This is a genomic window from Pantoea sp. ABR1s, assembly GCF_057812235.1.
This window is the reverse complement of record NZ_JBSZSY010000003.1, coordinates 38,781-52,610: the sequence shown is the minus strand read 5'-3', so window position 1 is coordinate 52,610 and position 13,830 is coordinate 38,781. Positions and strand designations below refer to the sequence as shown.

Annotated in this window: 10 protein-coding genes and 2 pseudogenes; 9 read left to right on the top strand and 3 right to left on the bottom strand. The window is 47.9% G+C overall.

Translation table 11 applies throughout. From position 1 onward, the window contains the following. The first annotated feature begins 94 nt into the window (after nt 1-94). The 3 genes and pseudogenes from ACXKZD_RS20625 (at nt 95) to ACXKZD_RS20615 (ending at nt 5,075) form a co-directional block, all read left to right on the top strand. Entirely contained in the window at nt 95-1,171 is a 1,077-nt protein-coding gene (locus tag ACXKZD_RS20625; RefSeq protein ID WP_425028020.1) for an acyltransferase family protein, read from the top strand. A gap of 555 nt (nt 1,172-1,726) precedes the next feature. Next, nucleotides 1,727-4,444, top strand: coding sequence for an autotransporter outer membrane beta-barrel domain-containing protein (locus ACXKZD_RS20620; protein WP_488982241.1), 2,718 nt, complete (start codon nt 1,727-1,729; stop codon nt 4,442-4,444). A gap of 214 nt (nt 4,445-4,658) precedes the next feature. Next, nucleotides 4,659-5,075: pseudogene (locus ACXKZD_RS20615) on the top strand (ester cyclase). Nucleotides 5,076-5,107: 32 nt separating this feature from the next. Here the strand turns inward: ACXKZD_RS20615 and ACXKZD_RS20610 are convergent. The 3 genes and pseudogenes from ACXKZD_RS20610 to ACXKZD_RS20600 form a co-directional block, all read right to left on the bottom strand. After that, nucleotides 5,108-5,695 (bottom strand): annotated as a pseudogene (locus ACXKZD_RS20610) (integrase core domain-containing protein); the annotation flags it as partial. Nucleotides 5,696-5,896: 201 nt separating this feature from the next. Further along, nucleotides 5,897-6,355, bottom strand: a complete 459-nt coding sequence (locus tag ACXKZD_RS20605) for a FidL-like protein (RefSeq protein WP_307565810.1) — start codon at nt 6,353-6,355, stop codon at nt 5,897-5,899. Continuing rightward, nucleotides 6,348-7,229, bottom strand: a complete 882-nt coding sequence (locus ACXKZD_RS20600) for a winged helix-turn-helix domain-containing protein (RefSeq protein ID WP_425028017.1) — start codon at nt 7,227-7,229, stop codon at nt 6,348-6,350. The genes ACXKZD_RS20605 and ACXKZD_RS20600 overlap by 8 nt, the downstream gene beginning before the upstream one ends. Before the next feature lie 429 nt (nt 7,230-7,658). Between ACXKZD_RS20600 and ACXKZD_RS20595 the strand changes: the two genes are divergently transcribed. From ACXKZD_RS20595 to ACXKZD_RS20570, 6 genes are all read left to right on the top strand, one after another. Next, nucleotides 7,659-8,201 (top strand): fimbrial protein, encoded by a 543-nt coding sequence (locus ACXKZD_RS20595; RefSeq protein ID WP_425028016.1) that lies wholly within the window; start codon nt 7,659-7,661, stop codon nt 8,199-8,201. 40 nt (nt 8,202-8,241) lie between these two features. Continuing rightward, on the top strand, nt 8,242-8,913 hold the full coding sequence (locus ACXKZD_RS20590) for a fimbrial biogenesis chaperone (RefSeq protein WP_425028015.1): 672 nt from the start codon (nt 8,242-8,244) through the stop codon (nt 8,911-8,913). Between the two features lie 18 nt (nt 8,914-8,931). Next, complete coding sequence (locus tag ACXKZD_RS20585) at nt 8,932-11,415, top strand: fimbria/pilus outer membrane usher protein (protein WP_488982240.1); 2,484 nt, start codon at nt 8,932-8,934, stop codon at nt 11,413-11,415. Between the two features lie 9 nt (nt 11,416-11,424). Then, a complete protein-coding gene (locus tag ACXKZD_RS20580; protein WP_425028013.1) occupies nt 11,425-12,708 on the top strand; it encodes a fimbrial protein in 1,284 nt (427 codons plus the stop codon). Then, entirely contained in the window at nt 12,708-13,445 is a 738-nt protein-coding gene (locus ACXKZD_RS20575) for a fimbrial biogenesis chaperone (protein ID WP_425028012.1), read from the top strand. Before ACXKZD_RS20580 ends, ACXKZD_RS20575 begins: the two co-directional genes overlap by 1 nt. A 101-nt stretch (nt 13,446-13,546) precedes the next feature. Next, the gene (locus ACXKZD_RS20570; protein WP_425028048.1) at nt 13,547-13,819 is read left to right on the top strand and encodes a helix-turn-helix transcriptional regulator; all 273 of its coding nucleotides are present in this window, start codon (nt 13,547-13,549) and stop codon (nt 13,817-13,819) included. Nucleotides 13,820-13,830: the final 11 nt, after the last annotated feature.

Below are 13,830 nucleotides of genomic sequence, written 5' to 3'. Positions count from 1 at the left end.
GTTTAGTTCCAGCTGGTATCTGGTCTGGTAAGGGCAATGCTGCTAACTTAAATAATCATTGATTATTTCTTACTAAAAAGGGTTCGATAGAGCCGTGAGGATACTTACTATTCAGTACGTGCGTGGGCTGGCTGCATTGCTTGTAGTGATTGCCCATAATTCTGCCTTTCTGAGCGAATCCTGGGTAAACCGCATTCCCGGCGCCCTGGGAGTAGATATCTTTTTCATCGTCAGTGGTTTCATTATGACGTTCATTACCCGCCAGATGCCGGAGGGGGCCAATACATTTTTAATAAAGCGTTTTTTCCGCATATGGCCACCTCTGTTTATGGTGTGGCTGGCCTCGCTTCTCTTTGTTTATCATGATCGCACATTTGGCGAGATGTCATGTGTGCTTTATTTCTGTCTTCAGGATTACAGCAGGCAGGGCCCTACATTTGGTTACAGCCCTCTTGGCCCCCCCTGGACGCTGTCCTATGAAGTCATGTTCTACGTCGTTTTTGCCCTTTCCATGAGTCTCTGTTATCGCTACCGAAGCTATCTCTGTGCGCTGGTTTTTATGGCTGCAATAGTGGGATTTCAGCTAATTTATAACGGCAGTTTCAGCTTTTCCTCACAAATGTCTCCTCAAATTATTGTCTCGCACTGGTGGCAGGGCTGGATTAAAATTGCCAGTAACACGGTTGTTTTTGAGTTCATTATGGGTATGTTTCTGGCAGAACTGATGGTGAATGACAAAATCATTAACTCTCGCGTCATCCGGGCAGTGGCATGGGGCGCCCTCGTTTTTGCCATTGCCTTTGTCACTATCACTGGGCCGCAAGTTTTCGGCATGAGCGGCGGCTTCTGGCCTGCACTGATAATTATGACTTCAGTCATTACACTGAGCTGCCATAAGAAAACAGTAAACCTTCGTGTACTGTCATTTCTGGGTGATATCTCTTACTCACTGTATCTGGTTCATTACCCGGTGATGCTTTATATAAAAAATTCTTTACCGTCATCAGCGCTACAAAACGGAAATCCGTCAGTCTTTTTACTCTCAATTGTAGTAAGCACCGGAATATCGTCTGTTATGTTCAGACTGGTTGAAATACCCTCAGTACAGTTAGGAAAAAAAATTGCCGGAAATATCTCGCTGAAAAGAGCGCCCGAAGACAGCAAGCCATAGGGAACCATTCATTTGAATCGAACTTATCAATGGGTCTGGGCTGAACCTGTAAAAAAATCATTGAGCTAAGGCGGAGGTGAAAAAATCTTGCACGGTAGCAGATTGCGCTGTCGGTTAGCCGCTAGGGCAGGGGCATGCCAGCTGGCTATATCTGTAGTGGGTGACCCCATCAGATATGGTACTAAACTGGATAATCAGACAGCCTGATGTGCTCCTGTTGCGCAGGTGGCAGTCAGATTTCATGCTCAGCAGTTCTTTAATTTCATTCAGCCGCGTTCTCAGTCTTGCCATGTCGACACTCCTCCGGAAAATGAGTTATCAGGAAGATGTGTTGTCCATTGTTCCAAAAGTGAAACGCGCGAGATTCTGACAGATGGCCATACTTGGCCAGAAAAAACCGGAATCTGTGGTCGAATTAAATCGAAAAATGCGATCAAGCCACATCGGAATCAATGATCGGTTTGGGCCAGAATACGTACAACATCAGATATGTGTATCTTTGAAACTTGACTTCGCTATTTTTTTCTATGAAATTTTTCCTGACCGGAGTACATAATGACTCATGAAAAAAAACATGTAATATGGACTGTTAGCCTGATGAGTTTGAGTTTACTGTCATTTTCATCTGTGGCAGCCAGCATGTGTGCTTCAGCTGACGATAATGAAGCTCAGACTATTACCAGTCAGGAAACCGAAGAATGTACGGTCTCTCCATCACTTGGTTTTTTTACTGTGGCAGAAGGCGCATCTGTTGACGTCACCCGTGAAGGCAACGGTTTCGTTGCGGTTTCTATTCTTAATAATAACCTTGAGAGTTTTGGCAACGGCGGAACGATAGCTTCTGCATACACTGGTGTTCGCATAGCCAGTAATGGACCGGGTTCAGAAAATGAAACTCATATAGACGATTTTATTAATGACGGATTGATATCAGTCAGTGGTGGCTCAGGTATTGCCGCGGTGTATAATATTTCAGGATTTATTGGTGATTTTACAAATAGTGGAACGTTGCAAAATGACTCCGTTAACACCAGCATGGCGCTGAACAGCGACCTGACCGGTAAAGATAATTACACTACCGCCCTTTATAATCTTTCATCCATTGATTCGGTGCTTAACAGCGGGGTAATAAGGGCTGCGACCGGCATTACCAATCTGACAACGAGTGGCATAACCAATCGGATAGGTAAAATTGACAACGCGGGCACCATTACGGGCACCGTTGGCAATGGCATCCTCAACGAAGGAACGGTCGGCAGCATTATAAACAAGCCTGGCGGAATAATTCAGGGAGCAGACACGGGAATTAGCAATGCCGGAAATCTCACTCAGATTAATAACAGCGGTACCATTAAAGGGGGGGACTGGTCTGTATTTAACTCCGGCAACATACGTGACGGAATCCATAACGCCGGTTTACTTGATGGCCCGGTTTATCTCGGGCACTCTTCACTGTTTATCAGTGGATCCAGTGCGACTGTGAACGGTTCAGTGACCGGCCTGACGGGTTCTTCTCTGTCCGTGGGGGATGAAAGCACGAACGCGACCTTCACCGCTACGAATAACGTCAGTGTGGACGATATTATCGTCAATTCCGGCAGTACACTGACCCTCACACCGTCGGCCCGCTGGACTGCCGTTAACGGTACGGTAAACAACGGCACACTGATGCTGGAAAACGGCAGCATCCTTGACGGAACACTGTCTCAGAACGGCACACTGCTTTTCAGTTCTGAAAAAATGGCCTCCTCCACTATAAATTCCAGCCTCACCAACCGCGGCAGCCTTGTGCTGAACCCGACCCCGACCAGCGCCGGCAATACCCTGACTGTTAACGGTGACTATACCGGACTGTCCGGCAGTTCAGTGTCGTTCGGCAGCGTGCTGACCGGTGATGACTCGCTGACCGACCGTCTGGTGGTAAGCGGGAACACGAGCGGCGCCAGCACCCTTTTCGTGACCAACGAGAACGGCGGCGGCGGTCAGACGCTGGACGGTATACAGCTCATCAGCGTGGGCGGGCGCTCTGATGCCGTGTTCTCGCTGGGTAACCGCGTGGTGGCCGGTGCCTACGACTACAGCCTGCGCAAAGGAAATGTTTCGGGAACCGAACCGGCGGGCTGGTACCTGACCAGTTTTGCCTCCGCACCGTCTCCTGCACCTACACCGTCTCCTGCACCTGCACCTGCACCGTCTCCTGCACCTGCACCTGCACCGTCTCCTGCACCTGCACCGTCTCCTGCACCTGCACCGTCTCCTGCACAATCACCTGAAACTGAACCTGTCCGCATGTACCGTCCAGAGGCGGCGGCCTACACGGCTAACCTGCAGGCGGCGAATACTCTGTTTGACCTGTCAATGCGCGACCGCAGCGGGGAAACGCGCTATACCGACCCGGTAACGGGGTCGGTCCGTACGACCAGCATGTGGATGCGTAATCTGGGTGGCCACGGGCACGCGGCCATGACAGACGGGCAGAACCGTACGCAGACTAACCGCTACGTGCTGCAGCTGGGAGGGGATGTTATTCAGGGGTCAACCAATGGCACAGATGCAGTTCACGCCGGCCTTATGGGCGGCTACGCCCGGGCGGACAGCAGTTCGCACAGCAGCCTGACGGGGCATGACGCGAAAGGAAGCGTGAGCGGATACAGCGCAGGTGTATACGGCACATGGTACCAAAACGCAGAGGCAAAAAGCGGAGCATGGGCTGATACGTGGGCACAGTACAACTGGTTCAAAAACGAGGTGTCAGGCGACATGCTGCCTGCGGAGCGTTATAACAGCCGAGGGCTGAAAGCCTCTCTGGAAGGCGGATATGCGTGGCAGATTAAAAGCTGGCAAAGCGGCTCCGGCATGGAAAACCGACTGTTCATCGAGCCACACGTGCAGACCGTCTGGTCCGGCATCCGGGCGGATGACCACACAGAGGCTGGCGGCACGCACGTGCAGGGTGCGGGAAACGACGGAGTCACCACCCGGCTCGGTCTCAGAACTTACCTGAACGGGAAAAGTCGGCAGGACCAACAGACAGTGCGCGAATTCCAGCCGTTCGTGGAAGCGAACTGGCTGCATAATACAAAAGTGTACGGCGTGCGTATGAATGGAGAAACAGATGATGTGCGGGGGAGCCGGAATATCGCAGAGCTTAAAACGGGCGTTGAGGGACGTCTTTCGCAGAGCCTGACGGGAGCCGTGGTATTCACGCAGCAGGCCGGTGTCGGTGGCTACAGAAACAGTCAGGGTTCGCTACAGGTGAGTTACCGGTTCTGAGGCTTCACGCCGTGGCGGGAGACAGTTCAGCCTTCCAAGACTCCGTTTGGGAAACAGAGAATATTGTACGTTAAGATTGTTTTTGGTTCTGTTGACTTTAGCTGGCCCTCGGTTAACGAAACCAGTGAGAATTACAAGGTTGAGTTTACGATTTTATGGATTCAGTTTTTTAACAATCGATACTGAACACTTAACGCCACAACGGAAACGGGATATGACTGTTCAAATCAATAAGCAGATAATGACGGATTTTGTAACATTTATTAACTCATTAAGCGAAAGCCTCGCAAAGGAGCTTATTGCGCCTGATGCTGTTTTCCATGTGCCCGGACGCTAGCAGCCTTTAACTGGTCCTGAGGGCTAACTTGATGTTATCGGGATGATGCGCGCTGGATTCCCAGACATACAATGGACACTTGACGAAATGATTGCTGAAAATGACAGGGTTACTGCGTGCTTCACAATGCGAGGTACCCATCAGGGAACATCTTTTGGTGTACCAGCAACGGGAAAAAATATCAAAGTATCGGCTGTTAATTTCTATAGATTTTCAGAGGATAAATTGCGCGAAGAACGCGGGCAAACTGATCTGTCAAACCTACTCCAACAAATAGGTGGCATACCTGCCTGACGACTTGGTGTAGAAGTGTAAGTATCCCAGCTTTAGTTCCACACACTTTTTGAGATTTCCGGTTTCTCAGCCATCAGCCGGTATTCTTCCGGTGTCAGGTTATTCAGGGATTCATGGGGCCGCTCACTGTTGTATTCATTCAGCCAGCGCTCTGTGATTTCCCGTGCTTCGTTCAGCGTTCTGAACAGGTAAAAATCCAGTATTTCTGTCCGGTACGTCCTGTTAAACCTCTCAATAAACGCGTTCTGTGTCGGCTTACCCGGCTTGATAAATTCCGGCATCACACCATGGTCTTCAGCCCATTGCGCCAGAGCCAGTGATATCAGTTCCGGGCCGTTATCCATCCGCATCTTCAGCGGATATCCGCGATTCGCCACTATCCTGTCCAGAACCCGCACCATTCGTTGCGCAGGAATATTCAGATCGATTTCTATCGCAAGGGCCTCGCGGTTAAAATCATCCACCACGTTGAAGGTCCGAAAACGCCGACCACAGACCAGCGCGTCGTGCATAAAATCGATAGACCAGCTCTGATTGAGCGCTTCCGGCGTTGCCAGCGGAGCCGGATTGCGCACCGGAAGACGTTGCTTACCCTTGCGTCGAAAATTCAGTTTCAGCAGGCGTCTGCGGCCTTCAACACGATGATACAGATATGGAAAAAGCCCTGTCTGTAGCCGATCAACTTCTATACAGCGCAAAGCATGAAGGCCGGAACAGGGTGATGACTTCAGGAGTAGTTCAGTCACCCTGAACCGGATTTTAATGACGTATTCAGTTCTCAGAATTGTGCCGCAAAGGTGGGTTCGAGGAAGTGAAGGCCGTCAGCGAATGTTTTCGCAAACAAAAAGCGGACTGGTTGCAGAATAAAATAACCAGGCATTTTTGCCATAGGGTTTTATCTTCAGCAACATTGCCGCGTCACGGTTGATAAAAAATTCAGGCAACCACTTCTTCTGCTCGCTGACACTCATCGTCATTTGTGGCGAGTTCATGATCATCTCAGACCGAAAATAATAAAACTCTTTATTTTGTCTGTATGAAAATGAGATTGTCTTGTCCAGATAGGATTTAGTTTTATCACTGTTATAAACAATGCCTGACACTGAGAGAAACCCTTTTCCACCATCAAGGTCCTGCGAGATGCGCAGGTCAAGCCGCTCTCCATTCCAGAAATAAGAGACGCTGGCTTTACACGTGATGACGTGCCCCCCCTGACGTTTTACAGGACAAAAAAGATAGAACAAAAAAAACAGCGAAACCGGATAAATTATCTTATTCATCGTTGAAATTCTTCACATAGTAGAAAGAGCGGCAGTTTGCTCGAAGACTGCTATCAAGGGGATGCTGACAGCTGAAATATGACAGTCTGTCAGCATTTTCATAAGCAGTAAGATAGACATAAGGTGCAGTTCTGCAATCTATTTTAAGCTGATCTACTTTTTTTAGAACATTTTCAGTGCTTAGTAATGCGTCCGATTTACTGAAAATTTTACAGCCTTTGTAATCTGTGCTGTAACTGAATAATACATTTTCATCATCCATGCCCGTTCTGAGAGAGAAAAAATAAACAATAACAAACAGCATAAGCGTGAATGAGATTATTGACATAGGTTCTTTAAAGGATAAGGCCGACCAGAACCGGGTGCCTTTGATAAAAAAAGAATGTGTGAGTCGCCTCCTGGCGGAGTGTATAACATTGGGATTTTCTTCAGATATTGTCTTCTTAAGAGGATTTTCTGTATTCACAAAGTTGCTGTTCTCATCGGACCTGACAGCCTGAACACTCTCTGCCTGCACCGGAACGGAAGCCGGAGCAGAAGTAATTTCTCTGGATATAGTCGTTTTAGGTGACAGAATAAACCCTTTCCTGGGCATAGTCCGGATAATATCCTCCTGGAGACCGGCTTTATTCAGCGCTCGCCTCAGAGCTGATATATTCTGATAGAGGGCCGTCGGCGCAGGCTCTGTTCCGAAACGACGCCATACAAAATCGTAAAATTGCTGATGTGTGATCAGCTGACCTGCGTTCTCAATCATCAGCTCCAGGCACAGTGATGCCGATGCACTGATAATCACAGGTCTTCCCCTGCCGGTTATTCTTTTTTTTTCCGGTTCGAAAATCAGAAACTCGTTGAGAGTGATTTTTCTGCTCAAGATATTCTCCAGTGACGCGAAAGAAAACCATAAACCCACAATAAATATAAGGAATAAAAATTCTTTAAGATATTTCTGTAAAAAGATGAGCATAATACTTAAAACTGTATGAATCAATTTAAATGATATGATTCATATTTTTTTCGATGCTAGGCCCCTCTCCTGCTATGTTTAAAAAAAAGAACATTAAAATATAACTCATTGATTCTTATTAAAAAAAACTAACAGAATAGAACTAATATAAGATAAAACATATTTAGAGATATTCAAAGGTGCTTTTTTACCCCTCAGTGTCTAACATGCCGGTGAAAATTTAATGTACCGGTATGAAAGTGATACTTCGGTATTAACAGCAATGCAGGTAATTAAGCTGGCTGGTTATTCGGCTAAAACAGTAATCAGTTTTTTATGATCCTTAAAGGAGAAAAAATGTTTAAGAAAACTCTAGTCACGATGATTGTTGCTTTGACTGCAAGCAGTGCATTTGCAGCACAGCAAAACAGCATTCGTTTCAAAGGAAGTGTGTCGGCTCAGACATGTAATATCAGCGTCAATGACTCAACTTCTGCAGCGCCTGTTATCCTTCTGCAGGCCGCAAAAGTCAGTGACCTTACTGCGGCGGGTAATACTTCAACTCCCACAACTTTCAGCATGAAGCTGACAGGATGTGCGAATCCGGGAACCGCTGGGGAGGATATCAAAATCAACTTTGTATCTAATAATGTTGATGCTTCTGGCAACCTGAAAAATATTTCCACCACATCCCCTGCGACTAATGTGGCTATTCAGTTACTGGATCCAGACAGTCACGCCATCAATTTATCGTCTGGCCAGGCTACGTCAAAAGCGTTTTCACTGCTATCAGGTACTGACAGTGCAGAAGCACAGTTTACCGCGCAGTATATTGCCACTGGTGCGGCCACAGCCGGTAATGTCGAGGCATCAGTTCAGTACGCCATTAATTACCTTTAATTAAAGTGCCCCGCGAATATTCGCGGGGCCGGAAAACATCATGAAAATTATATCATTTATGAAGACGATGTTGCTTTCATTATTCTTTATCAGTGGGTTGTCGCAGGCTGCCGTTGTGCTGAATGCTTCGCGGATCGTCATGGAAGGCAGCATGGAGAAAACCGTTACATTCGATAATACCAGCGATAACCCTTTCATCGTACAGGTTGAATCCGATAATACCGGGGACCCTGATTTTATTGCCATGCCACCTGTATTTAAAATTAAAGAAAAAGGGGGGCAGACGGTAAAAATAAGACTGTTGCATTCATCTCTTCCAGAGGATAAAGAGTCACTTTTTTACCTTAATTTCACTCAGATCCCTGGTGCCAAAAAAAGTGAAAATGACGATAACCATTTAAACATTATCATCAAAAGCCGCTTGAAAATTATCTACAGACCTGAATCAGTTAATGCGTTTTCTGCAAAAGAAGAAAATAAAGTATCATACCATATTCAGAATGGAAGGTTATCCATCAGCAATCAGAGCCCGAATGTTCTTTCCATCAGAGATATCAACAATGGAAAACTGATAATTGCGAAAAATCTGACCCTGAAGCCTGGTGATTCTTTCTCTAAAGATATTAAAGGTGGTTCTGTCAGCGGTCCGCTTCATGCGGTAATGATCAATGATTACGGTACACCAGTAAATTTCCTGATCACCGATAAATAAACTAATGATTTCAGTGAAATGAATATTAAGATATTACTGTTTATTTTTTCCTTCTGCCCATTTCTTTTACATGCGGAAGAATACGAATTCAGCCCCGCCATGCTGAAAGCAAGTGGCCTGACGGGCGTTGCTGCTTTATCAGATGGAAATGCTTTTTATAAACCGGGAGAGTATGAGGTTTCTGTTTATGTGAATAACAAGCTGTACTCTAAAAGAACGCTACTTTTTAAAATGAAAGGTAAAAACTTAGTTCCGTTATTTACAGGCGATTTTATAAACGGCATGCCCCTGAAAAAAAAGCCTGAGGCTCTTGACGGGGATAAAAAATATTTCCTGGAATCAGTCCTGCCCCAGTCAAAAGTTGGGCTTGATCTCTCCTCTCTGAGGGTCGATATTGCCGTTCCACAGTCTTTGCTGGAAACACGACCGGATGACTATATTCCGGCGAGTGAGTTTGAGGCGGGCAGCAGCGTTTTATTCTCAAACTATACGGTAAACCAGTATGAGTCGCACAGCGCCTATGGAAGCGTGCTGAGCTCAACATACCTTGGACTCAACAGCGGCTTTAATGCAGGCAAGTGGCAGTTCCGGCAGCAGGGCAATTTCAGTCGTAACCGTTACGGTTCACGGTGGAATTCATCGCGCCTGTATGTGAGACGCGGTTTACCCGCGCTGAGAAGTGAACTGTCGCTCGGACAGCTCAGCTCGGGATCAGATACTTTCAGCGGGCTTAGTTTCACGGGATTAAGCCTGAAGACGGACAACCGCATGCTACCCCCCTCGCTTGTCGCCTACGCCCCCACTGTAAAAGGGACGGCGCGAACTAACGCGAAAGTCGAGGTTTTTCAGAAGAAAAACAAGATTTATGAGACGACTGTACCACCGGGCGCCTTTAGCATTGATGACCTTGCACCCGCATTCTACGGCGGTGACCTGAGTGTCAGGGTCACGGAAAGTGACGGCAGTACAACCGAATATTCAGTACCTTATTCTACATTGCCGGGTTCGGTCCGCCCGGGTCGACTGGACTATGCATTTTCTGCCGGGGAAATTCGCGACTATTCCCGCGATAACCAGTTTTCTGAACTATCTGTTAATTACGGTGTTTCCAATACGACGACGGCCAACAGTGGATTACGTATTGGTCGCGGTTACCAGGCTGTCAACGGCGGGGCCGTTTACTCATCATCGCTCGGAGCCTTCGGGGGCTCCGCAACCTGGTCAAATGCCAGGCTGAGAAATGGCAGTACCACGCAGGGATGGATGGTAAACACTCAGTACAGTAAGACGCTGGGGCCAACCGGAACCACGATCAGTTTTGCTGGCTACCGGTATTCCACGAAGGGGTACAGGGATCTCCAGGACATTGTCGCGCTGAATAATTACGACACCCCGCTGTCGTCGGTTGAGGGGGGAACGTTCATGCAAAAAAATCGCATTCAGGTGAACGTCAGTCAGCCGCTGGCCGGGCTGGGGAGCATTTATGTTTCGGGTTCTTCACAGAATTACTATGACGGACGGAACAAAGACACGTCTTACCAGCTCGGATACACCACGGCGCTGCCCTACGGTATTCACATGGATTTCAGCATTTCCAGACAGTACCGCACCCGCGTATCAGATGCGCAAAGATGGGGGGCACGTGATAATGACCGTTACAAGGAGTATTCCAAAGATACCCAGTTTGCCCTTAATTTTTCCGTGCCTCTCGGACGGGATACTCGGAATACTACGCTCAGTACCTCATACATTAACAGCAACAGTGAAGGCAGCTACCAGACATCGCTGTCTGGCAGCGCAGGCAGGAATAATAATACCCAGTGGGGCGTCAATTACAGTCGGGACAGAACGGGCAGTGGTACGGGTCTTAATCTGGCCACAGTTTTGCCAAAAGCCAACGTAAGCGGAACGGTCTCAAAATCCACGGGCAGCTGGCAGGCATCGGGTTCTATCAGTGGCGCGGTCGCCGTTCACAGCGGCGGTATCACCCTGGGCCATACCGTAAGCGACACCTTTGCCATCGTAGAAGCCAAAGGAGCTGAGGGTGCGACGGTGCTGAACGGCCAGAATATTAAAATTGACAGTTCAGGTTACGCCATCGTCCCTTCGCTGATGCCGTACAGACGTAACAACGTCAACCTTGATGCACCGGAGGGGGAGTCCGCTGATGTGGATATTATCGACGGTCATCAAGTGGTTACTCCCTATGCAGGTTCAGTCAACCGGGTGGTCTTCAAAACCCGTCAGGGAATACCGGTCATGATGCAGCTGAAACGCCGGGATGGCAGCTACGTTCCCCTGGGATCAGATATCTTTGATTCCAGTGGCAATAGTGTTGCAACGGTCAGTCAGGCGGGGAATACCTATCTGCGGCTGGAAAACCGTGAGGCGCTGAGCGCCCGCTGGGGCAGCGCACAGGATGAACAGTGTATTATCCACTATGCGCCAGTGAATGCTACGCCCGTAAAGGCCCTCAATTATGTCACTGCACTCTGTGAATAAGGTCAGAACATGAAAAAGCATGTAACTATTTTTTCCTTGCTGATGGTGATGTTCTTTACATCATCAGCCCTGGCAAGATGTCAATCTGTCGAGCACGGCTCCCCGGGGGGGGATGCTCAGGGAGGTGTGCCTCTCAGCTACGGTAACATAAAACTTACCCCGGCAGAATTCATGCCAGTCGGCCTGATAGGCGTCACAAATGTGAGAGTGGGGCAGGCCCAGGCGTTTCAGGCAAGACAGGGGCCGGATACGTTGTTATATACCTGCGATCTTGCCGATGAGGGACAGACCTATGAGTATTTTGCCACCAACGGAGACAGTAACGTGGGCGGCAACATCAGCGCGGGTGACAGCGTCTATCAGACCTTTTTCCCCTTTATTGGCATAAAGCTCATCCGGGATACTGATGGAAAAGTATTTTCAAGGTACTGGCAGAGTTCGCCCATTCGAGGACACAGAGAAGGTAATAAACTTAACTTTTATGCCAGCGACTTCAGTAGCGTGACGGCAGAAATTTACCGTCTGCCTGCGACGCTCAGGGGCGGTGATCCGATCGCACACTGGGGATGTAACGGCCCCGCCGATGATACTGCCAATGGGATAGGCTACACGTGTCCCCAGCCAAATGGTTATACAGTTTTTGTCGGTCCCGGCTGGAATGACACCCGAAACATCAAGCCCGGCACCGACAGCAATACCAACTGGGATGGCTTCAGCGCCAGTAACTGGATTGGCTTTGGGATGCACTACGCTGCGGATAATTCCTTCACACAGAAACAATGGGGATGCCGTGTTTTCAACTACACCAATCCTGTAACTCTTCCTCCAGTCACTCTCAGTGAACTGAAGGCTGGCGTAGAAAGAGGCGCTAACTTTAATGTCACTTACAGGTGTGGAGGAACAGCCATTGCTCAGCTTATTGACAGGTTCGCGGGGGTGGGAGCCGATAAAATATCGGTGGCATTCAGTACGAACCATCCCGTACCGGGTGGGGTTGATTGGTCGCGTTATACATTATCGGATAATGACGGGCTAGACGGCTATGCTTCTAATGTTGGCATCGGCTTATCTGTTGCGGGTAAGGAAGTCGGGTTTTTAACCAACGCATATAAGGATCTGGGAGTCGGATGGTTTTCTCCACTCGACGGGGTCGTCTCCCGTTCTAACAACGGCAATAATCAGGTAGATATTACGTCACAGTATTTTGCATTTTACGGCATCATTGACCCGTCTAAACCAGTCATACCCGGTCAGGTTGACGCGACAGCCTATATTAATGTGAGGTACTGGTGATGAGACACATGGTTCACCTTTTCAGCGTTGTCTTCATGTTTATTTCACTCGGGGTCCACGCAACGGTTGTTCCTTTGCAGGACAGGGTGCTGTTTAGCAGTACCGACAGCGACAGGCGCCTGCTCATCGTCAACAATGACGGACAAGCGCCGGTGCTTCTTCAGAGCTGGATTGATGACGGTGCTACAGGTGATATGAACAAAGAAAAAAACTATCCTTTTGTGGTCATTCCGGCGGTGGCCCGGATGGCACCGGGTAAGGTTTTAAACCTGAAGATACTGCCCACGGAAAAAATCAGTGAATTACCAAGAGACCGTGAGTCCGTCTTCTGGATCAACCTCTATGAAATACCGGGCGTCAAGCAAACTAAGCAATCGCACCATATAAATAAAATAGAGGTCGGATTAAACTCGCAGCTGAAGATTATTTACCGGCCATTCAAAGAAGCCATGAATATTAACACTACTGGTGAATCCATAGGGTTACGTTTAACGGACGGAGGAAGAACACTGGAAATAACTAATCCTACACCGTATTACATTACGCCTGTTTCGGTAAAGTTAAATTCGCCTGACGCCGGGCAGTCAGTAAAACTTGGCATGGACCGGTTGATTGCACCTTTCAGTCATAAGCGCTTTAAATTATCAGAAGCTGTAAACAGTAAAAAGACGCCTGTTGAATACACCATCGTTGATGATGTCGGGAAAAATGCCAGCTTTATGAAGGTGCTTAATTAAAATTTAAAAATAAATGTCTGTTTTCTGGCTGTCAACCTGCTCTGGAGCCGGGGCTCATATGATTATTTAATTAATTTAAAAATGGAGGATCCGTGACGTTTATGGATAACGCTGAGCGCTGTCTGTCATTCACCGAGAAGGAAGTTGCAGTGACCTGGTTCTTTATGACAGGCATGACAATGAAGGAGATTGCCGAATGGTCCGGGATACCCGAGAAATCAGTCAGCTATCACAAAAGGAGGGTAATGAAAAAAATTGGGGCGGTAAACAACAATGAGTTTATTATCTGGTTTTTAGAAAACAGAAAGAATTACCAAGGGGGCCGCGCGGAATCCGGTATTCTGCGTCGCAGAATCCCCGCCTCCCGGAATTAACGGATAAAGGA

Bases quoted from the DNA above. Each gene is read 5' to 3' on its own strand.
- ACXKZD_RS20575 (WP_425028012.1), top strand. From the start codon at position 12,708: ATGAGACACATGGTTCACCTTTTCAGCGTTGTCTTCATGTTTATTTCA.
- ACXKZD_RS20590 (WP_425028015.1), top strand. From the start codon at position 8,242: ATGAAAATTATATCATTTATGAAGACGATGTTGCTTTCATTATTCTTT.
- ACXKZD_RS20605 (WP_307565810.1), bottom strand. From the start codon at position 6,355: ATGAATAAGATAATTTATCCGGTTTCGCTGTTTTTTTTGTTCTATCTT.
- ACXKZD_RS20570 (WP_425028048.1), top strand. From the start codon at position 13,547: ATGGATAACGCTGAGCGCTGTCTGTCATTCACCGAGAAGGAAGTTGCA.
- ACXKZD_RS20620 (WP_488982241.1), top strand. From the start codon at position 1,727: ATGACTCATGAAAAAAAACATGTAATATGGACTGTTAGCCTGATGAGT.
- ACXKZD_RS20585 (WP_488982240.1), top strand. From the start codon at position 8,932: ATGAATATTAAGATATTACTGTTTATTTTTTCCTTCTGCCCATTTCTT.
- ACXKZD_RS20580 (WP_425028013.1), top strand. From the start codon at position 11,425: ATGAAAAAGCATGTAACTATTTTTTCCTTGCTGATGGTGATGTTCTTT.
- ACXKZD_RS20595 (WP_425028016.1), top strand. From the start codon at position 7,659: ATGTTTAAGAAAACTCTAGTCACGATGATTGTTGCTTTGACTGCAAGC.